Origin of the sequence: Neisseria sicca, assembly GCF_003044565.1 — a bacterium.
Lineage (GTDB): Bacteria > Pseudomonadota > Gammaproteobacteria > Burkholderiales > Neisseriaceae > Neisseria > Neisseria sicca_A.
In genome coordinates this window covers 1-18,505 of sequence record NZ_POXG01000005.1, presented here as the reverse complement: position 1 = coordinate 18,505, position 18,505 = coordinate 1, and the positions used below count along the sequence as shown (strand labels likewise).

Here is an 18,505-nt window from a genome sequence, read left to right as displayed (position 1 = left end):
TCTGAAACCCAAAATCAGGTTTCAGACGACCTTTGTTCTGTTTTCTGACCGGGATTAGAAACTGTAATTCACCCGCGCCGTATAAGTGCGCGGCGCGCCGGGCATGGCGTCGGAACGCCAGTATTTTTGATTGAACAGATTGCCGACGGCGAAAGTGAGGTTCAGATTTTTGCGGTTCCAGCCGAGCATGGCATCGGTGCGGACGAAGCCGGGAAGCGTGGTGGTTGCTTTTTGGCTCGAATTGTAGCCGTAGCGTTTGCCCGTACCGGTTACGCCGATTTCGCCGTAGAGGTTTTCAGTCGGCGTGTAACGGAAAAACAGGTTGCCGGTAACGTTGCTGGTGTTTTCCAAATGGATGCCCACGCGGTTTGGATTTTCCTTGTCTTCAACCACTTTCGCCTGCATTACGCCCAACGATCCGCGCAGGTAGAGTTTTTTGGGGATGATTTGTCCGATGGCGGACAACTCCACGCCGTGCGAACGGTGTTTGCCGCCGACTGCCCAAGTGTAGGGATCATTTTGCGCGTCGGGGCGGTAGCGGATATTGAAGCGTTCGATTTGGTAGGCGGACAATGTGGTGCTGAGGCGGTCGTCCAGCCAACTGCTTTTGACGCCGGTTTCGTATTGGCGGGTGTACTCGGGGTCGGCGTTGAACACGGCGGCAGACGAAGTGTCGATACTCAAATAGCCGCCGCGTCCGCCATAAGGTGCGAAGCCTTTATTATACGAGGCGTAGAGCGTGTGGGCGGGCGTTACGTTCCACACTGCGCCGATGTTGGGGCTGAACGAATGGCCGCTGTATTGGCGGCTGCTGCCGGTGAGTTTGTTTTCGGAATTAAAGGTGTATTTATCGTAACGGCCTCCGAGGACGAATTTCAAATCGGGCGTGGCGGAGAAGATGTTTTGCACAAAGATGCCGTAGGAGTCAGCTTTGTGGCGGTTTTGGGTGAGGACGGGTTGCAGCCTGCCCGAAGCCGGCCAGCTTGCGCGGTCGTAGGGGTTGATGGAGACGGAAAAGGCACGGCTGAAACCCAATGTCGGGTTGCGGTGTTCGCGGCTGTAATCCATGCCTACGGTCAGGTGGTTTTCAAAACGGCCGATGTTGTAGTCGCCGTTGAGCGTGAAGTTGGACGACAGGGTTTTGTTGTCGGTCTGCTGCCAGGCGTAGTTGCGTTTGATTCGGCCGCCGTTTTCGCTGCCTGCATAAAAATGGTCGAAATCCTGCGCCGCCGTGCGGTGGGCAAGCTGCCATTGGGCGTGCCATTTGTCGTTGAAGGCGTATTCAAGGTCGGAACGCCAAACTTGCAGCTTGTCTTTCACAAAATCGTTCGGGTGGGCAAAACCCATGCGGTAAGGCAGTCCGAAGCGGTCGTACACGGACTTGGTCGGGCTGCGGTCGGGCGTGCGCTCCACATTGTCGTAGGTGTATTGTCCCGTCCATTTCAAGCCGTTGTCGAGTTTGACGGTAATGCTGGGCGAAATCATGACGTTTTTGCTGTCTATGCCGCTGCGGAACGAATTGGCGCGCCCGACTTCGCCGGTGAGGCGGATGGCGACGTTTTTGTTCAGCACTTCGTTGATGTCCATATTCAGGCTGCGGTTTGCCCACGAGCCGTAAACCGCACCGATGTTGCGGCTTTGTTTGAAGTTGGCGTATTTGCTGACCATGTTGATGACACCGCCGCCGTTGGTGCGGCCGTAAAGCACGGAAGACGGGCCTTTCAGGATTTCCACGCGCTCGATGTTGGCAGTGCTGCGGCGCACCTGGCCGCTTTCGCGTACGCCGTCGCGGTAAATATCGGATGCGTCGGCTTGAAAACCGCGCAGGAAAATGCTTTCGCCGCGCATATCGTAGGCAGCGTCGATGCCGGCGTTGCCTTCGAGGATGGAACTCAAATCGTTAGTGCCGTAATTTTTGTTTTTCTGGATATTGAGCGTATCGACGGTTTGCGGCGTTTCTTTGATGAACTGGCCGTTGCGGGTAACGGCGGCTTCGTCGTAGTTAATGTAGCCTTTGAGTACGCTGGTGTCAGACTGTCCGACCACGGTAACGGTGGGCAGCGTGGCGGTATAGCGTTCGCCGGTATCGTCGTTATCGGCGGCATGGAGCGGGAAGGCGGCGGAAATCAGTGCGGCAATCAAGGAGAGGCGGGTGTAATGTTGCATTTTCAACTCGTCAGATAAACAGATGCCGCATTATAGGGAAAAGTTGCATACAAAATATAGAAAATAATAACAATTCTCGATATTGGATTAAATCATGTTTATATTTTGCAACAAAAGAACAGACTAATCTGGAATAATATTTAATCTGAATATAATTTACTGATTTTAAAATGAATTCAGACTTTCACAAACAAGGACGCTATAAGTCGAAAGGTCGTCTGAAACTTAATTTTCGGTTTCAGACGACCTTTTTTCATATCGATACATTACGCAAAGCCAAACGCAGAAGAGATTTAATTAACAGCCGATAAGACAGCGTTTAATAAAGACTTGGGGAATCTACGCATAATTCTTCTTTTGTCGATCGGTAACACGTCCAGCTTTTGCCTTTGAATGTACGCTCGGTGGTGGTGTAAGTCTTGTTATTCATCAGTTTGGTCGAATGAGTCCATTTGCCGCCTGTCGGATTGGATTCTTTCGTTTTCATAAAGGCTTCATACGAAAAAACAATCGTTTTTCCATTTTTCAATTTGTACTCTTCCCCGTTCCCCGCGATATAGCCGCCGCGTTTTTCATCGTAGACTTGTGCGCTTTCCCAAGCCAGGCTGCTGCAAGCCGTTGTTTGCGGCCGGCTGTTGGGGGCGGTCAAATCTTGGTATGTGCAAGTCAAATTGTCTGATGAATAAGTGTGGCTGGCATAGGCAGTTGTAGACAAAAACAGGATAGTGAAAAGTATTCTTTTCATTTTGGCTGACCTTTAAAAATCAAACTGAAATAGTGTAAAACGACCTTGCTTCGCGCGGGAAACAACGCCATGAAGCGATAAACTGAGAAGAGCAGCATTGTACTTTTATAGTGGATTAACTTTAAACCAGTACGGCGTTGCCTCGCCTTAGCTCAAAGAGAACGATTCTCTAAGGTGCTGAAGCACCAAGTGAATCGGTTCCGTACTATCTGTACTGTCTGCGGCTTCGTCGCCTTGTCCTGATTTAAATTTAATCCACTATATCTGCTGAATACGTCAGCAAACCCTATTTGCATCTGCTCTCTATGAAAAAGGTCGTCTGAAAACACAAAAACCAAGTTTTCAGACGACCTTTCTTTATCCAATCTGGTGCCGGAGAAGGGAATCGAACCCCCGACCTTCGCGTTACGAATGCGCTGCTCTACCGACTGAGCTACACCGGCACGGTGTTCGTTATCATATACTCAACTGATGCGGATGGCAATGTGTTGTCGGGCTGGTTTTATTGCTGCTGCTTTGTTGCTTGAATTGGTAAGGTGTTAATGATATCGGCTTTTCAGCGAGCAGATTTAGGAATAACGAGGTCGTCTGAAATGCCTGTTTCGGGTTTTCAGACGACCTTTTGTCATGTTCAAACCTTCTTCAAAACCACCATATGCCGTTCTGCATCCAAGCCGGGGACGTGGAGGGCTTCGACGCGTTCGACGGCGACTGTGTCGGGGAGTTTGGCGATTTCTTCTTCGGGGTACACGCCTTTCATGGCGACCCAGCGGCCACCGTCTTTCAGCAGGTGTGCCGTCCAGTTGACGAAGTCGGCGAGTTCGGCGAAGGCTCGGCTGGTGATGATGTCGGCTTGGAAGTCTTGAACGGCTTCGACACGACCGTTGACGACGCGGACGTTGGCGAGTCCGAGTTCGATGACGGCTTGTTGCAGGAAGGCGGTTTTTTTGGTGTTGGCGTCCAAGAGGGTGATGTTGAGGTCGGGACGGCAGATGGCGGTGGGAATGCCGGGCTGTCCGCCGCCGGAACCGACATCCAGCATGGTGTGCGCGCCTTGGAGGTAGGGGAGCAGGGTCAGGCTGTCGAGCAGGTGGTGGCTGACCATTTGCGCTTCGTCGCGCAAGGCGGTGAGGTTGTAGGTCTTGTTCCACTTTTTGAGCAGGCTGGTATAGGCGAGCAGCAGGGTTTGCTGTTCTGCGGATAGATCCAAACCTAATGCCTGTATGCCTGATTGGAGTTGCTGTGTCGGGGTCATGGTGTTTGTCCGTGTTGTGTCGGGCGTTATGGTAGCGGAAAAAAAGGTCGTCTGAAAGGCGTGGGTTATTAAGGGATTAGGTTCTCAGGGCGGTGGAGTTGTAGCGTGGGCTTTGCCCGCGAAACTTGTTGTCTGACAATCCGAATCCGTTCGTTGTTTTTTCAGTCATGTCGTGGGCAAAGCCCACGCTACGGGTTTCAGACGACCTTTGGGTGTTTTCGGGAACGGTTGGTATTTCATTTTCCGAGCGAGCTGTAACGTGGGCTACGTTGACCGAAAATATAGAAAATTTTTCAGACGACCTGAGCAATCAGTTTTCCGTTTGGCGGATCAGCATGTAGGCTGCATCGGACAATTCACCACACGGGGAAACCGTTTCACCGTTTTCATTCAGGATGGTAAAGGATTCCTGTATCCCGCCGATTTCCGCTTCGCCATCCAAGCCGAGCAATAAGGAATACATTACGTCGTCCAATGCCGATTCCAATGCGGAGTCAAACAGACGACGTTGCTTGTCTGTTAATTCCAGCATGTTTATCTTTTGCGCCGTCGCGGAAACGGAACGGTGGTTTTTCAATTCTGACAGATAACTTTTTTTGAAATTCAGCCAGCGTTGGACAAATTCTTCGGCAGGTAGGATGTTGTGATTTGAGGGCATGATTTATCTTTCAGACGACCTTCCCTGCGTTTTCCAGCATCAGGACAAATTGTGCCAAGTCTTGCGGCAGCGGGGCTTTTAAGATGAGTTTTTCGCCTGTCAGCGGGTGGTCGAGGTGCAGCTCGGCGGCGTGCAGGAACATTCGTTTCAAACCGAGTTTCTGGAGGCGTTTGTTGGCTTGGTAGTCGCCGTAGCGTTCGTCGCCAGCGATGGGGCATTGCTGCGATTGGAGGTGGACGCGGATTTGGTGGGTGCGGCCGGTTTTCAGGGTGGCTTGCACGAGAGTGAGCTGCGAGAGGCCGACTTGGTGCAGGAGGTCGTCTGAAAAGTGGTTGAGCACGCGGAAGATGGTGTGCGCGGATTGTCCGTCTTCGCTGACGCGCACCATTTTTTCGCCTTGCGCGCCGGTGTATTTGAACAGGGGCAGTTTGACGTGGAAGCTGTCGTTTGGCAGTTTGCCTACGCCCAGTGCGAGGTAGATTTTTTTGGGGTGGTCGTTGCGGATGGCTTCGTGCAGTTTGACGAGCGCGCTGCGTTTTTTGGCGATCATCAAGAGACCGCTGGTGTCTTTGTCGAGGCGGTGGACGAGTTCGAGATAGCGGGCTTCGGGGCGGGCGCGGCGGATTTGTTCGATGACGCCGAAGCTCACGCCGCTGCCGCCGTGGACGGCGGTGCCTGCTGGTTTGTCGATGACGAGCAGCGCGTCGTCTTCGTAGATGATGGTAAATTCGCGCGCGGGTACGGCTTGGGCGCGGTTTTCAGACGACCTTTGTTTTTCGGCGGTGCGCACGGGCGGGATGCGGAGCAGGTCGCCTGTTTGGATGCGGCTGTCGGGCTTGCAGCGTTTTTTGTTCAGGCGCACTTCGCCGGCGCGGATAATGCGGTGGATATGGCTTTTGGGTACGCCTTTGAGGATTTTTATCAGATAGTTGTCAAGGCGTTGGCCGGCTTCGTGTTCGGCGACGGTAATCAGGCTGACTGAATCTTTGCTTATTGCGTGCGTTTTCATCTATAATCCCGAACATCCGTTTCGGCAGAAACCTGTACAAACAGGCCGTATGGGACGGATGGTATTGTTAAAACGAGATTTTATATTAAAAACGCACTCTGCAAAGCATTTTCCCTGCGTTTATGCCAAAGCCCGTAAACGCAGGAGCGTAATTAAGTTTGATTTGATTTTGCCGATTTGACCGGGCATAAGACGAGGGGCGGGTGTTTGACAAACCTGCCGCGCCGCACCGTTCGAAACTTCCGGCATAACGATAATAAGAAGATGTCGGCTACCTGTTTTCTAAGCCGGGCTTGTACCGTCCGGACTTCGGCGGCGGACGGAGTGTTCCGCCGCATTGTTCTTTATTGCCTTCTTTATCCGTATCCTTCCGCACACGGCCGCATTGTTTTGGGCGGCGTGCAACCTTGCGGACTTCAACTCAAAAACTGATTGCTCATCCGGGTTTCTGCATCCCGCGCCGAAAAGGGGCGCGGGCTATGCCTAATCCCGCCCGCCTCGCAGAGTGTCTGACAGAGCAGGCAGGTCGTCTGAAAAGGCTGCCCGCTTGTGCGAGGTAATCATTATGAAAAGAATGTTGTTCAATGCAACGCAAGCCGAAGAGCTGCGCGTTGCCATTGTCGATGGGCAAAACCTTTTGGATTTGGACATCGAAACGCTGGGTAAAGAGCAGCGCAAAGGTAATATTTATAAGGGTATCATCACCCGTATCGAGCCGTCGCTGGAAGCGTGTTTCGTGGATTACGGAACCGACCGCCACGGCTTTTTGCCGTTTAAGGAAGTATCGCGTTCGTATTTCCGCGATTACGAAGGCGGCAGGGCGCGTATTCAAGACGTGCTCAAAGAAGGCATGGAAGTCATCGTCCAAGTCGAAAAAGACGAACGCGGCAACAAAGGTGCTGCGCTGACCACCTTCATCAGCCTAGCCGGACGCTATTTGGTATTGATGCCGAACAACCCGCGCGGCGGCGGCGTATCCCGCCGTATCGAAGGCGAAGAGCGCCAAGAACTCAAAGCCGCTATGGCGGAACTCGACATTCCGAACGGCATGAGCATCATCGCCCGCACCGCAGGTATCGGCCGCAGCGCAGAAGAGTTGGAATGGGATTTGAACTACCTCAAACAACTCTGGCAGGCGATTGAAGAAGCCGGCAAGGCACACCACGACCCTTACCTCCTCTTCATGGAAAGCTCGCTGCTCATCCGCGCCATCCGCGACTATTTCCGTCCCGACATCGGCGAAATTTTGGTGGACAATCAAGAGGTTCACGACCAAGTTGCCGAGTTTATGAGCTACGTCATGCCGAGCAACGTGGGTCGTCTGAAACTCTATCAAGACCACACGCCGCTGTTCTCCCGCTTCCAAATCGAACACCAAATCGAAAGCGCGTTCGCCCGCAGCGTCAGCCTGCCTTCAGGCGGGGCGATTGTGATCGACCACACCGAAGCCCTGGTTTCCATCGACGTCAACTCCGCCCGCGCCACCCGCGGCTCGGACATCGAAGACACCGCGTTCAAAACCAATATGGAAGCCGCTGAAGAAGTCGCCCGCCAAATGCGCCTGCGCGACTTGGGCGGTTTGGTCGTCATCGACTTCATCGACATGGAAAACCCCAAGCATCAGCGCGATGTTGAAAACGTCCTGCGCGACGCACTCAAAAAAGACCGCGCCCGCGTCCAAATGGGCAAACTCTCCCGCTTCGGCCTCTTGGAATTGAGCCGCCAACGCCTGAAACCCGCTTTGGGCGAAAGCAGCCACGTTGCTTGTCCGCGCTGCGCCGGTACCGGCGTGATCCGCGGCATCGAATCGACCGCCCTGCACGTTTTGCGCATCATTCAAGAAGAAGCGATGAAAGACAACACCGGCGAAGTACATGCACAAGTACCCGTCGATGTCGCCACCTTCCTGTTGAACGAAAAACGCGCCGAGCTGTTTGCGATGGAAGAGCGTTTGGACGTCAACGTCGTCCTAATTCCGAATATCCATCTGGAAAATCCGCACTACGAAATCAACCGCATCCGCATCGACGACGTAGAAGAAGACGGCGAACCGAGCTACAAACGCGTTGCCGAGCCGGAAGAAGACGAATCCGCCAAACCTTTCGGCAGCGAAAGAGCCAAAGCCGCCCGCCCCGAACCCGCCGTCAAAGGTGTGCGCCATACCCAGCCTGCGCCGGTTGTAGCCGAGCAGAAGAACGGTTCATGGTGGGATAGCTTCAAAGCATGGCTCAAACGCATTTTTGGCGGCAATACCGCAGCCGAAACCGCACCTGTTGCCGAAGTGGCAGAAAAACGCACTTCAAGCGGCAACAACCGCAACGGCAATTCCGGCAATCGCCGCCCGAACAACCGCCGCCAAAACCCGCGCCGCAACAACAGGCACGACGGCAGCAAGGTAGAAGTGCGCGAAGTGGCGGACTTCAAAGACAAAGCAGCGGACAATCAGGCAGCGGAAAACGAAACCCGCAACGCCAAAGACAACCGCCGCAGCCGCAACCGCCAAAACGAGCGCAACGCCGCAGCGGAAGCCGAAAACCTCGAGGTCCAAGCACTTGCCGCTGCAACGTCGTCTGAAAACGAATCCCGTTCGGGCGAGCAGGCGCAAGGCAACAAACGCCGCCGCAACAACAACCGCAACGAACGTAACCGCGAACAAGCGGACATCCGCGCGGAAGAAACCTTGTCCGAAACAGTGGACAATGTGGCGGAAGAGGGCGTACAAACTGCTGAGGCTGATGCGCCGAAAGGCAACGAACGCCGCCAACGCGAGCGCAATAACCAACGCGACCGCCGCGAACGCAACAATCAGCGCGACCGCCGTCAAAACGGTAAAAAACGCAATATTCCGTCTGCCGCCAAAATCGAGCAGTACCTGAATATTCATGATACCGCCGACAAAGTCCTCTTCGCTGCTGCGCACGTTATGGGCAATACCGTCGAAGAAGAGCCGTTTGCCGTGACCATCCCCGTTCCCGAGGATAGCGGCGAGCCTTTGGTTGTCGTGGTTTCCGAACCCGTTACCGTTGCTGAAGAAGCGTTCGTGTTCTCCATCGAAGGCGAAGATGTGGACAGCGACATCTTGATCGAAGACAGCACCGACGACGAATGCAGCATCATCGACTCCGCCATCGGCAGCGTCGAAGAAACTTCGACTTCCGTATTCGCCATCGAAACCGAAGACGGCTACCAACCGATGACCGCCGTCCCTGCCGAAGGCGAAGTAGAAGCCGTTGCCGAAATGGAGGAAGAACTGGTCGTTTGGAAGGCCGAACGCGAAGCCGCCGCCGCCATCGAAGCCCTTGCCGCAGCAGCAGCGGCCGCCGCAGCCGCCCAAGCAGCAGAATCCGAACCGCAAACTGTAGCGGAAGCAAGCCAAGCGGAAGAAACTGCTCCCGCCGTTGCCGCGATGCCCGACTTAGGCGGTTTGGTGTTTGTCGAAACCAATCCCGAAGCCGTCGCCGCTTTTGCCGAACAGGTTCAGCCCGAACCCGAATCCGGCCTGCGCCGCGCGGACGTGCCGAAGGTTGAAGCCGAACCCGTTGCCGCCGCCGAAATGGTCTTGGTGGAAACGCGCAAAGACTGAAAGCTGAAAGAATAGGGCATCGCCAAGATGCCCGAATCGATATAGTGGATTAAATTTAAATCAGGACAAGGCGACGAAGCCGCAGACAGTACAGATAGTACGGCAAGGCGAGGCAACGCCGTACTGGTTTAAAGTTAATTCACTATAAAAAGGTCGTCTGAAACCGTAAATCCAGTTTCAGACAGACCTTTGTCTGTTTAAAAAAGATTATTTGAAGCGATAGCCGACAGTAGCCATGTAGCTGTTGTTGTGGACTTTCAAATTGTCTTTTTTATAACGGGTTTGCTCCCATTCGGCACCGACTTCGACATTCGGCGTAACGGCGTATTTCGCGCCCACACCGTAGCCGAGGCCGTTCATATTGTTGCGTTTCGCGCCCAGATTATCGAAGCGGCCGTAGTGGTAGCCGACCTTACCGTAAGCCAGCGCATTGTCGGTCAGGCGGTAGCCTTGGACGTAGGAAACGTTGGCATCAACTTTTTGTTTCGCATTGCCCGCGATTTTGCGGTGTAGCGGTTTGATGCCGGCTTCAACGCCGCCAATCCAGTTGCTTTGTCCGAATTGTGTGCTGTAGCTGCCGCGTACGGCAACGTCGCCTTTGGTTTTTTCATTCAGCTTAGCATTGCGCACATCACTTTTGGTCACGCCCGCGCCGACTTCCAAGCCTGCGCCGGTAAATGAACCGTCAGCGAAAGTAATAGCGGAAGCGGTAGCCAATAAAACAGTCAGTAAGGTTTTTTTCATGATAATGTTCCTTCACGGATAAACAGGAAGCGTGTTTCTGCTTCCGACGAATCCAGTATCGGACGCTTGCGGATGACCCGCAACCGCCTTTGCCGAGGCGTTACCCATTTTCTCAAGTGCTTAACGTTTGTAATTCATTGAAACGGCTGAATTTGTGCCGACCGAAATGTCGAGGTGCGCGATTTATAATTTGCGTAAAGTGCGATGAAAAGTATGAAGATTTATGAACCTTGCTGTGTGGAGAGAGGAGCGTTTGGCAGCGGCGGTGGAGTGTAGAAAAAATGATAAAAGCTTAGATGACGGTTTACATTGGGTGGTGTGGCTTTATTGCCATAAGCGCGAGAAAGGTCGTCTGAAAACTTGGTTTTCGGATTTCAGACGAACTTTGTTTTATCGTGTTTGTATGATTTTTTTCTGATTTCTTTATGCGAAGGTTATAATCCTTGCTTCTTCCAACCTCTCGCCAAGAGAAATACTATGAATAAAACCTTGAAATTAAGCATGTTGGCACTTATTGTCTCGTTTTCCCTGACAGCTTGCAGCAATAAAACCCCCGATACTTCTTCAACTACGACCACGCCTTCATCCCTTGACGGTACAACTGCAAAAGAGACCGAGGCTTCTGCTGAGTCGGATACATCTTCATCTTTCAAAAGTTTGTATGAAAAAGGCAGCTATGCAATGGGTATGGACTTTGGCAATTCCTTGAAGCAGATGAAGGAGCAGGGTTTCGACGTCGATATGAAATCCTTCTTTAACGCCGTACAGGATGTATACGATGGCAAACAGACTAAATTGAGTGAATCGGAAGCCACCATAGCTCTGATGGGAATCATGGAGGAACTCCACTACAAAGCAAACAAAAAATACGAGGAAGAAGCCCAAGCCAATAAAGAAAAAGGCGAAGCTTTTTTGAAAGAAAATGCCACTAAAGAGGGCGTGAAAACAACAGCATCCGGTTTGCAGTACAAAATGATCAAAGAAGGTACAGGCAGACAGCCTCGGAAAAAGGATCTCGTACATGTCGAATATGAAGGCCGCCTGATTGACGGTACTGTTTTCGACAGCAGTAAAGAAAGGGTAAGTGATGACGGAGTAGGTGGCATTATTTCTTTTCAGCTTGACCAAACCATACCGGGCTGGATAGAAGGTTTGCAGCTTTTGAAAGAAGGCGGTGAGGCTACCTTTTATATTCCTGCCAAACTCGCTTACGGAGAAAAAACGGTTGGCAATAAAATCGGTCCGAATTCAGTTTTGATATTCGACGTCAAATTGGTCAAAATCAACAGAAACGGCAAACATCGTATTCGGTAATCTGCTTTTTCAATGAGGGAAGGTTGAGATTGGTGTTCATGCGAAACTGGACATCGACCAAAGTCAACTCCCGACAATTGTCTTTCTTCTGAAACCTTTTTAAGGTGGAGGGGCAGGCAATCCGCTATACCAAATAACAAAGGTCGTCTGAAAACTTGGTTTGGGTTTTCAGACGACCTTTGTTTTGTCGGGCTTGAATGGTTTCCTTTGATTTCTTTATGCGAAGGATAAAAATATGGAGGGACTCGCCGCCAAAGAAATAAAAAAATCTGATGAAGAAGCCCAAACCATTAAAGAACAAGGCAAGGGTTTTTTAAAAGGAAATACGCCCAACAGATGGCTAATTGTTCTCGAATTTCAAATAACGCCACAGCAAACCTAAACCCAAGACGCTGCATACCAAATAAATGATGCTGGAAATGCCGTGCCACATACCGAAAGAGCCGCCCAATAACGAAAGCAGCCAGTTTGCCGTGCCTGCCTTGTGTGCCGCGATAACAGGGCTTATTAGGAATTGGTTGGATGCGGTCAGCAGCAGAAGGAGGATAATGAATTTCGGCGCTACTTTACCGTTGTTGTTCAACGAACGGTTGTGTTCACTCCGCACCACCAGCCAAGCCATTGTCCAAGCCAGCAGACCAAAATAATTGTTGATTGAAAACAGTACGCCGGCAATATTGCCTGCTTCCTGCTTGCCAAGCCGTTCAAATAAAATCGGGGCGGCAATATAGCCCGCCATTATCTGCATGCCCAGCCACAGGCTGGTCAGCAATGCGCACAATCGGTTCATCATTTTGTCCTGAAATCCAAATCTGCCGCATACTAACATAGTTTTCAGACGACCTGAGGATCACGCCGCCTTACGCTAAATTCGATCCGTCCTGCGGATGCGGATAAATGCAAACTCAGCGAGCGTAAAAGCAATCAAACCTATCACTAAAAGAGGGGGAAACGACAGCATCCGGTTTGCAGTACAAAATGATCAAAGGTCTCGAGGAAATATGAAAGAAGGTCGTCTGAAAAACCTGAATTGAGGTTTTCAGACGACCTTTGTTTTGCCTGAAATCGGGTGTTTAAGAAATCAGGTTCAAATCGCTGATGCGGTCGTAGAGGCGGTCGGGGTCGTTGCCTTCTTCGTGCATTTGGATGCGCAGGCGCAGGTCGTTGGTGGAAACGGCTTGGCGCAGGGCTTCGTCGTATTCGATTTGACCTTTGATGTAGAGTTCGAACAGGTGTTGGTCGAAGGTCTGCATGCCGTCCGTGCCGGAGCGCGTCATGAGTTCGCGGATTTCCATGAGCTCGCCTTTGAAAATCAAATCCTGCATGGCGGGGGTGTTGAGCAGCAAATCGACGACGGCGGTACGCTGGCTGCGGTTTTTCTTGATGGCGAGGCGCTGGCCGATGATGCCGGTCAGGTTGAGCGCCAAATCCATGAGGACTTGTTTGCGGCGGTCTTCTTGGTAGAAGTTGATGATACGCTCGATGGTTTGGGCGGCGGTGTTGGCGTGGATGGTGAAGACGCACAAGTGGCCGGTTTGGGCAAGCTGGAGGGCGTATTCCATACTGGCTTCGCTGCGCACCTCGCCGATACAGACGACGTCGGGCGCTTGACGCATCGCGCTTTGTACGGCGATTTTCCAGTCGTTGGTGTCGATGCCGACTTCGCGCTGGGTGAAGATGCTGCGGCGGGGTTTGTAGATGAATTCGATGGGGTCTTCGATGGTGACGATGTGGCCGGGCATTTTGTGGTTGCGGTAGTCGAGCATAGATGCCATGGTGGTCGATTTACCGGAACCGGTCGGGCCGGCAAGGATCAGCAGGCCGCGCGGGGAAAGGGAGAGGTCTTTGAGTTTGGCGGGCAGACCGAGGCTCTCCATTTCGGGGATTTCTTGGTTGATGCGGCGCAAGACCATGCCGACGCGGCCTTGTTCGTGGTAGGCGTTGACACGGTAACGGGTGTTGCTGCGGGATTGGACGGAGTAGTTGAGTTCCCATTCGCGGTTGAAGGTCTCAAGCTGCTCGGGGTTCATGGTGGATTCGACGATGGCGGCTGTGTCTTCGCCGGTCAGGGCTTTGTGCGGGACGGGGGTCAGGGTGCCGCTGACTTTGACGGCAGGCGGGAAGCCTGCGCTGATGAAGATGTCGGATGCGCCGCGTTTTTCTGCTTCGACGCACATACGGTCGAGCAGGGGATGGAGGTGTGTGCCGATTTCGGCGGGGGTGGGGATATGCGGCGGTTGGTTTTTTTGCGAGTAGGCTTGCACCATTTCGCTGAGTAAGTCGTGTAAAGGAGTTGTTTCGCTCATTTTGTGTACTCTTTATCAGTAAGTGAATATTGAGACCGGCAGGCGGTTTGTTTGTTATTGGGTGTTGTGCCTGCCTTGCGGAGGTCGTCTGAAAACGGGAAACGGGTTTCCTCGTTATGTAAACTGCCTGCGTTTATCAGACGACCTGGTCTGTTCCCGATAATGGAATGTATTTATCAGACGATGGTCATGCTTTCGCTGTTTTGCGCTTTGCTGCGGGCTACGTCGGGGCTGATGGTGCCTTGGCGGACGAGGGTTTGCAGCGCTTGGTCGAGGGTTTGCATACCGTGTGATTGACCGGTTTGCAGCGCGGAGTTGATTTGGGCGATTTTGTTTTCGCGGATCAGGTTGCGCACTGCGGGGGTGGAAATGAGGATTTCGTGTGCGGCGACACGGCCGTTGCCGTCGCGGGTTTTCAGCAAGGTTTGCGAAATGACCGCGCGCAGGGACTCGGACAGCATCGAACGCACCATTTCTTTTTCGCCGGCAGGGAATACGTCGACGATACGGTCTACGGTTTTGGCAGCGCCGGTGGTGTGCAGTGTGCCGAATACCAAGTGGCCGGTTTCGGCTGCGGTCAGCGCGAGGCCGATGGTTTCTGGGTCTCGCATCTCGCCCACGAGGATTACGTCGGGGTCTTCACGCAATGCGGAACGCAGAGCGTTGGCAAAGCTGTGGGTGTGTTGGTGCAGCTCGCGCTGGTTGACGAGGGCTTTTTTACTTTGGTGGACGAACTCGATCGGGTCTTCGATGGTGAGGATGTGTGCGGGTTGGGTTTCGTTGATGTAGTTGATCATCGCCGCCAGCGTGGTGGATTTACCGGAACCGGTCGGGCCGGTTACCAATACCAAGCCGCGCGGGTTGTCGGCGATTTTTTGGAAAATACGCGGTGCGCGCAGGTCTTCCAGCGTCAATACGGCGCTCGGAATGGTACGGAAGACGGCGGCAGGGCCGCGGTTGGAAGTAAATGCGTTGACACGGAAACGGGCGACGTTGGGCAGCTCGAAGGAGAAGTCCACTTCCAAATCTTGTTGGAAGAGTTTGCGCTGGTGGTCGTTCATGACCGAAGTAACCATGTTGCCGACTTCTTCGGCGGTCATTTCGGGCAGGTTGATGCGGCGGATGTCGCCGTGTACGCGAATCATGGGAGACATTTCCGAGCTTAAGTGAAGGTCGGAAGCTTTGTTTTTGACGCCGAAAGCGAGTAAGTCGGTAATCTGCATAATGTGGCCTTGTTTTAGTTTAGAATAATGAGGCGGAACCCGATTAAAAATGCGGACGCGGAATGCCGGGCGTTTCCCTGTTCAGGTTCCGATAAATTGTATTATTTTAAATACATAAACCGTTCAGACCAAGTAAAATTTTCAAAATCGCTGTAATTGATGTAATAAAGGAAGAAATCATGTCGGTATTGCAACAAAATTATGCGGAGGTGTGCCGCCGCATTGCCGAAGCCGAGCAAAAGGCAGGCAGGCGGGCGGGTGGAGTGGGTTTGATTGCGGTCAGCAAAACCTTTCCTTCAGACGACATCCGCGAGGTATATGCCGCAGGACAGCGTGATTTTGGGGAAAACTATATTCAGGAGTGGTACGAGAAAACGGAAACGCTCGCGGATTTGCCCGACATCGTTTGGCACGTCATCGGCGATGTGCAGTCGAACAAAACCAAATTTGTCGCCGAACGTGCGCATTGGGTGCATACGATAGGTCGTCTGAAAACCGCCCGCCGCCTGAGCGAACAGCGTCCGCCCGAAATGCCGCCTTTGCAGGTGTGCATCGAAGTCAATATCGCGGGCGAGGAGGCGAAACACGGCGTTGCGCCCGATGAGGCGGTCGCGCTGGCGGTGGAAGTGGCGAAGTTGCCGAATGTGGTTGTACGCGGGTTGATGAGTGTCGCCAAAGCTGACAGCAGCGAAGCAGAATTGCGCGATCAGTTCCAAACCATGCAGCAACTGCTTGCCAACCTGAATGCGGCGGGCGTTGATGCGGATGTGTTGTCTATGGGAATGTCTGACGATATGCCTGTGGCGGTCGCGTGCGGCGCAACGCATGTGCGCATCGGCAGCGCGATTTTTGGCAGACGGGAACAAAAAGGGAACGACGGTCAATGAAACAGATTATCTCGGTCTTTTTGCTTGGTTTGACCTTAACGGGTTGTCGGTTGATGGGCTGGTATCAATGCGAGTCCTTATCAGGCTGGTGCAAGCCCAAAAAGCCGGCAGCAATAGATTTTTGGGAAATTAAAGGCGAGCCGCCGCCTTCTATCGAGGATTTCCGCGGAACGCGTTTGGCGGACGGGAGTTATTCTGTTGACGACAATGCTTATCGTACTGCAGCTAATGATTATTTCATGAGGAAAATCAGAAAGTTTGAAGCTTGCGGACTAGCTTGGCACACCCGCGATAAACGCCCTTTGGCGGAAACTTTCAAACAAGAAGGCTTCGATTGTTTGGAAAAACAGGGTTTATACCGAACATCGCTGCCCGAAAGCGTCCGTTGGTAAAAAGGTCGTCTGAAATTTTTCCAGTTTGATAGAAACGGCTTTTTCAGACGACCTCAGCAAATGTATCTCATTTAAAAAATTAAGGAAATTTATGAACATCTACTTTTTAGGCGGCGGCAATATGGCAGCCGCGATTGCGGGCGGATTGGTCAAGCAGGGCGGATACCGCATCCACATCGCCAACCGTGGCGCGGAAAAACGCGAGCGTTTGGCAAAAGAATTGAATGTCGAAGTTTCCGAATCCCTGCCCGAACTGTTTTCAGACGACGTATTAATCCTTGCCGTCAAACCGCAGGACATGGAAGCCGCGTGCCGCAACGTTCGTGTCAACGGCGCATTGGTGCTTTCCGTCGCCGCCGGTTTGTCTATTGATACCCTCAGCCGCTACCTTGGCGGAACACGCCGCATTGTCCGTACCATGCCCAATACGCCGGGAAAAATCGGTTTGGGCGTATCCGGCATGTTTGCCGGAGCGGAAGTATCCGAAGCTGACCGCGCCGCCGCCGACCGGATTATGCGCTCCGTCGGTTTGACCGTTTGGTTGGGTGAAGAAGACAAGTTGCACAACATTACCGGCATCAGCGGTAGCGGTCCCGCCTACGTCTTTTACTTGCTCGGCGCGCTCCAAGCCGCCGCTCAGGTGCAAGGGTTCGACGAAGAAGATGCACGCGCCCTCAGTCTCGCCACGTTCAAAGGCGCAGTCGCCTTGGCAGAGCAAAGCGGCGAAGAGTTCGCGCGATTACAGCAAAACGTTACTTCCAAAGGCGGAACCACCCACGAAGCCATCGAAACGTTCAAATCATGCCACGTCGCCGAAGCCATTGCCCAAGGCGTTGAAGCCTGCGTCAAGCGTTCTCAAGAAATGGCACAACAATATAAGGTCGTCTGAAAATGCGTGGAGATTTATTGATATTGCTTGCCGACGGCATCGTCATCCTGTGTTTGGCACGTCTCTTCCTGCAAGCGGCGGGTTTGAGTGAAAATCATGCGCTCTTGGCGTTCAGCAAGCGATCAACCGATTGGTTGGTCAATCCGCTGCACAAAATCCTGCCCATAAAAAAATACGACCCAGCCTGCCTGTTGTCAGGACTGTTGTTATATTACATCGTATTTACCTTCATCACTTTAGTGGCGCAACCTACCGCATTCAGCGTCAAAATCATCATCGCCAATTTTATACTGGCAATATTGAATACAATTAAATCAGCAGCTTATGTGTTGTTGATAGGGTTGTTTATCCGCATGGCGCTCAGTATTAAAGATCCTTATTCCCAACTTTCCGTCGCTTTGGAACGGATATATCGCCCCATACTTTCTCCCGTGCAATTTTTAAAGTACGGACGCTACGATTTTTCAGGTAGTATATTGGCATTATTGCTGTGGATTTGGTTAAGCAGTCTATCGCCTCAAATTACCCGTCAAATCAACTTGTGGCTACTGCAATAGACAGCAAGTTCATTAAGAATTTGCAGTATGACGTAAGCAAAACGCAAAAAAGTGAAAATCAAAACCACGGCTGTGAAAACATGGTATTATGCCGCCATTTCTAAACGGACTTAAGAAAAGAAGTTCTAAGAAATCAATAAAATAAACCACTTGAGTAGCATTTCGTTTCCCACAATAGATTGAAAGAAAAATTATGGCAAAGCTGACAGAACAAGACATTTTGAATTGGGACGGCCCGGAAGAAGACTACATGAATAGCGACCAGTTGGCATTCTTCCGCGAACTGCTGGTAAAAATGCAAGACGAACTGATTGAAAACGCATCTGCCACCACCGGCCACCTGCAAGAACACGAATCCGCTCCCGATCCTGCCGACCGCGCCACTCAAGAAGAAGAGTACGCGCTGGAATTGCGCACCCGCGACCGCGAACGCAAACTCCTAGGTAAAGTACAAGCAACCATCCGTAGCATCGACGAAGGCGAGTACGGCTTCTGCGCAGATACCGGCGAGCCCATCGGCCTCAAACGCCTCCTTGCCCGCCCGACTGCCACACTTTCCGTAGAAGCACAAGAACGCCGCGAACGTATGAAAAAACAGTTTGCCGACTAAAATAACGAAATCGGCTGATTGAATTAGGCAGTAAGAAAATACAAAGGTCGTCTGAAAAAGATTTCAGACGACCTTTGATGCTATGGGTGTTGAGAGTTGAGTTTCTGTTTGTAGTTGTGAGAATTGGATAGTTTTGGGTCGTTTGGGTTTGGATTGATGGTGTTTTG

At 52.2% G+C, this 18,505-nt stretch carries 18 protein-coding genes and 1 tRNA gene; 9 read left to right on the top strand and 10 right to left on the bottom strand.

The genetic code is table 11. The features are described from left to right. Positions 1 to 54: 54 nt before the first annotated feature. The 6 genes from DBZ16_RS10255 to DBZ16_RS10225 all read right to left on the bottom strand — a co-directional run bounded on the left by DBZ16_RS10255 (position 55) and on the right by DBZ16_RS10225 (position 5,833). Complete coding sequence (locus DBZ16_RS10255; protein WP_107813924.1) at positions 55 to 2,166, bottom strand: TonB-dependent receptor; 2,112 nt, start codon at positions 2,164 to 2,166, stop codon at positions 55 to 57. 319 nt (positions 2,167 to 2,485) lie between these two features. Next, the gene (locus DBZ16_RS10250; protein ID WP_107813923.1) at positions 2,486 to 2,911 is read right to left on the bottom strand and encodes a hypothetical protein; all 426 of its coding nucleotides are present in this window, start codon (positions 2,909 to 2,911) and stop codon (positions 2,486 to 2,488) included. Between the two features lie 367 nt (positions 2,912 to 3,278). Then, positions 3,279 to 3,354 (bottom strand) — tRNA-Thr (locus DBZ16_RS10240). Between the two features lie 188 nt (positions 3,355 to 3,542). Further along, positions 3,543 to 4,166, bottom strand: a complete 624-nt coding sequence (gene rsmG, locus DBZ16_RS10235) for a 16S rRNA (guanine(527)-N(7))-methyltransferase RsmG (RefSeq protein WP_107813922.1) — start codon at positions 4,164 to 4,166, stop codon at positions 3,543 to 3,545. 310 nt (positions 4,167 to 4,476) lie between these two features. Then, entirely contained in the window at positions 4,477 to 4,824 is a 348-nt protein-coding gene (locus tag DBZ16_RS10230) for a hypothetical protein (protein ID WP_107813921.1), read from the bottom strand. 10 nt (positions 4,825 to 4,834) lie between these two features. Beyond that, entirely contained in the window at positions 4,835 to 5,833 is a 999-nt protein-coding gene (locus DBZ16_RS10225) for an RluA family pseudouridine synthase (protein WP_107813920.1), read from the bottom strand. A 407-nt stretch (positions 5,834 to 6,240) separates the two neighbouring features. Between DBZ16_RS10225 and DBZ16_RS10220 the strand changes: the two genes are divergently transcribed. Both DBZ16_RS10220 and DBZ16_RS10215 read left to right on the top strand, forming a co-directional pair. Continuing rightward, entirely contained in the window at positions 6,241 to 6,393 is a 153-nt protein-coding gene (locus DBZ16_RS10220) for a hypothetical protein (protein WP_218015735.1), read from the top strand. Positions 6,394 to 6,398: 5 nt separating this feature from the next. Beyond that, on the top strand, positions 6,399 to 9,416 hold the full coding sequence (locus DBZ16_RS10215; RefSeq protein ID WP_107813919.1) for an Rne/Rng family ribonuclease: 3,018 nt from the start codon (positions 6,399 to 6,401) through the stop codon (positions 9,414 to 9,416). A 207-nt stretch (positions 9,417 to 9,623) separates the two neighbouring features. Here the strand turns inward: DBZ16_RS10215 and DBZ16_RS10205 are convergent, their stop codons facing one another. Beyond that, positions 9,624 to 10,160, bottom strand: coding sequence for a porin family protein (locus DBZ16_RS10205; RefSeq protein ID WP_107813918.1), 537 nt, complete (start codon positions 10,158 to 10,160; stop codon positions 9,624 to 9,626). Between the two features lie 477 nt (positions 10,161 to 10,637). Here DBZ16_RS10205 and DBZ16_RS10195 point away from each other — a divergent pair, with 477 nt between their 5' ends. Then, the gene (locus DBZ16_RS10195; RefSeq protein ID WP_107813916.1) at positions 10,638 to 11,474 is read left to right on the top strand and encodes an FKBP-type peptidyl-prolyl cis-trans isomerase; all 837 of its coding nucleotides are present in this window, start codon (positions 10,638 to 10,640) and stop codon (positions 11,472 to 11,474) included. A 235-nt stretch (positions 11,475 to 11,709) separates the two neighbouring features. After that, positions 11,710 to 11,856: a hypothetical protein gene (locus DBZ16_RS15120; protein WP_159070322.1), complete on the top strand. Its 147-nt coding sequence runs from the start codon at positions 11,710 to 11,712 to the stop codon at positions 11,854 to 11,856. Here DBZ16_RS15120 and DBZ16_RS10190 read toward each other — a convergent pair. From DBZ16_RS10190 to DBZ16_RS10180, 3 genes are all read right to left on the bottom strand, one after another. After that, positions 11,815 to 12,264: a DUF4149 domain-containing protein gene (locus DBZ16_RS10190; RefSeq protein ID WP_107813915.1), complete on the bottom strand. Its 450-nt coding sequence runs from the start codon at positions 12,262 to 12,264 to the stop codon at positions 11,815 to 11,817. The two genes, DBZ16_RS15120 and DBZ16_RS10190, sit on opposite strands and share 42 nt — an antisense overlap. 283 nt (positions 12,265 to 12,547) lie before the next feature. Then, positions 12,548 to 13,780, bottom strand: coding sequence for a PilT/PilU family type 4a pilus ATPase (locus tag DBZ16_RS10185; protein WP_003744423.1), 1,233 nt, complete (start codon positions 13,778 to 13,780; stop codon positions 12,548 to 12,550). Positions 13,781 to 13,956: 176 nt separating this feature from the next. Continuing rightward, complete coding sequence (locus DBZ16_RS10180) at positions 13,957 to 15,003, bottom strand: type IV pilus twitching motility protein PilT (RefSeq protein WP_107813914.1); 1,047 nt, start codon at positions 15,001 to 15,003, stop codon at positions 13,957 to 13,959. Between the two features lie 179 nt (positions 15,004 to 15,182). Here DBZ16_RS10180 and DBZ16_RS10175 point away from each other — a divergent pair, with 179 nt between their 5' ends. The 5 genes from DBZ16_RS10175 to dksA all read left to right on the top strand — a co-directional run bounded on the left by DBZ16_RS10175 (position 15,183) and on the right by dksA (position 18,338). Continuing rightward, the gene (locus tag DBZ16_RS10175) at positions 15,183 to 15,890 is read left to right on the top strand and encodes a YggS family pyridoxal phosphate-dependent enzyme (RefSeq protein ID WP_107813913.1); all 708 of its coding nucleotides are present in this window, start codon (positions 15,183 to 15,185) and stop codon (positions 15,888 to 15,890) included. Next, a complete protein-coding gene (locus DBZ16_RS10170) occupies positions 15,887 to 16,282 on the top strand; it encodes an RNA-binding protein (RefSeq protein ID WP_107813912.1) in 396 nt (131 codons plus the stop codon). Before DBZ16_RS10175 ends, DBZ16_RS10170 begins: the two co-directional genes overlap by 4 nt. 91 nt (positions 16,283 to 16,373) lie before the next feature. After that, complete coding sequence (gene proC, locus DBZ16_RS10165; RefSeq protein WP_107813911.1) at positions 16,374 to 17,171, top strand: pyrroline-5-carboxylate reductase; 798 nt, start codon at positions 16,374 to 16,376, stop codon at positions 17,169 to 17,171. A 2-nt stretch (positions 17,172 to 17,173) separates the two neighbouring features. After that, complete coding sequence (locus DBZ16_RS10160) at positions 17,174 to 17,728, top strand: YggT family protein (protein WP_107813910.1); 555 nt, start codon at positions 17,174 to 17,176, stop codon at positions 17,726 to 17,728. Positions 17,729 to 17,921: 193 nt separating this feature from the next. Next, complete coding sequence (gene dksA / locus DBZ16_RS10155; RefSeq protein WP_003744416.1) at positions 17,922 to 18,338, top strand: RNA polymerase-binding protein DksA; 417 nt, start codon at positions 17,922 to 17,924, stop codon at positions 18,336 to 18,338. Positions 18,339 to 18,505: the final 167 nt, after the last annotated feature.

Excerpts from the sequence above, each read along its gene's own strand:
- DBZ16_RS10190 (WP_107813915.1), bottom strand. The coding sequence starts at position 12,264 with ATGAACCGATTGTGCGCATTGCTGACCAGCCTGTGGCTGGGCATGCAG.
- proC (WP_107813911.1), top strand. The coding sequence starts at position 16,374 with ATGAACATCTACTTTTTAGGCGGCGGCAATATGGCAGCCGCGATTGCG.
- DBZ16_RS10230 (WP_107813921.1), bottom strand. The coding sequence starts at position 4,824 with ATGCCCTCAAATCACAACATCCTACCTGCCGAAGAATTTGTCCAACGC.
- DBZ16_RS10205 (WP_107813918.1), bottom strand. The coding sequence starts at position 10,160 with ATGAAAAAAACCTTACTGACTGTTTTATTGGCTACCGCTTCCGCTATT.
- DBZ16_RS10170 (WP_107813912.1), top strand. The coding sequence starts at position 15,887 with ATGAAACAGATTATCTCGGTCTTTTTGCTTGGTTTGACCTTAACGGGT.
- DBZ16_RS10180 (WP_107813914.1), bottom strand. The coding sequence starts at position 15,003 with ATGCAGATTACCGACTTACTCGCTTTCGGCGTCAAAAACAAAGCTTCC.
- DBZ16_RS10250 (WP_107813923.1), bottom strand. The coding sequence starts at position 2,911 with ATGAAAAGAATACTTTTCACTATCCTGTTTTTGTCTACAACTGCCTAT.
- DBZ16_RS10225 (WP_107813920.1), bottom strand. The coding sequence starts at position 5,833 with ATGAAAACGCACGCAATAAGCAAAGATTCAGTCAGCCTGATTACCGTC.
- DBZ16_RS10175 (WP_107813913.1), top strand. The coding sequence starts at position 15,183 with ATGTCGGTATTGCAACAAAATTATGCGGAGGTGTGCCGCCGCATTGCC.
- dksA (WP_003744416.1), top strand. The coding sequence starts at position 17,922 with ATGGCAAAGCTGACAGAACAAGACATTTTGAATTGGGACGGCCCGGAA.
- DBZ16_RS10185 (WP_003744423.1), bottom strand. The coding sequence starts at position 13,780 with ATGAGCGAAACAACTCCTTTACACGACTTACTCAGCGAAATGGTGCAA.
- DBZ16_RS10160 (WP_107813910.1), top strand. The coding sequence starts at position 17,174 with ATGCGTGGAGATTTATTGATATTGCTTGCCGACGGCATCGTCATCCTG.
- DBZ16_RS10195 (WP_107813916.1), top strand. The coding sequence starts at position 10,638 with ATGAATAAAACCTTGAAATTAAGCATGTTGGCACTTATTGTCTCGTTT.
- DBZ16_RS10255 (WP_107813924.1), bottom strand. The coding sequence starts at position 2,166 with ATGCAACATTACACCCGCCTCTCCTTGATTGCCGCACTGATTTCCGCC.
- DBZ16_RS10215 (WP_107813919.1), top strand. The coding sequence starts at position 6,399 with ATGAAAAGAATGTTGTTCAATGCAACGCAAGCCGAAGAGCTGCGCGTT.
- DBZ16_RS15120 (WP_159070322.1), top strand. The coding sequence starts at position 11,710 with ATGGAGGGACTCGCCGCCAAAGAAATAAAAAAATCTGATGAAGAAGCC.
- rsmG (WP_107813922.1), bottom strand. The coding sequence starts at position 4,166 with ATGACCCCGACACAGCAACTCCAATCAGGCATACAGGCATTAGGTTTG.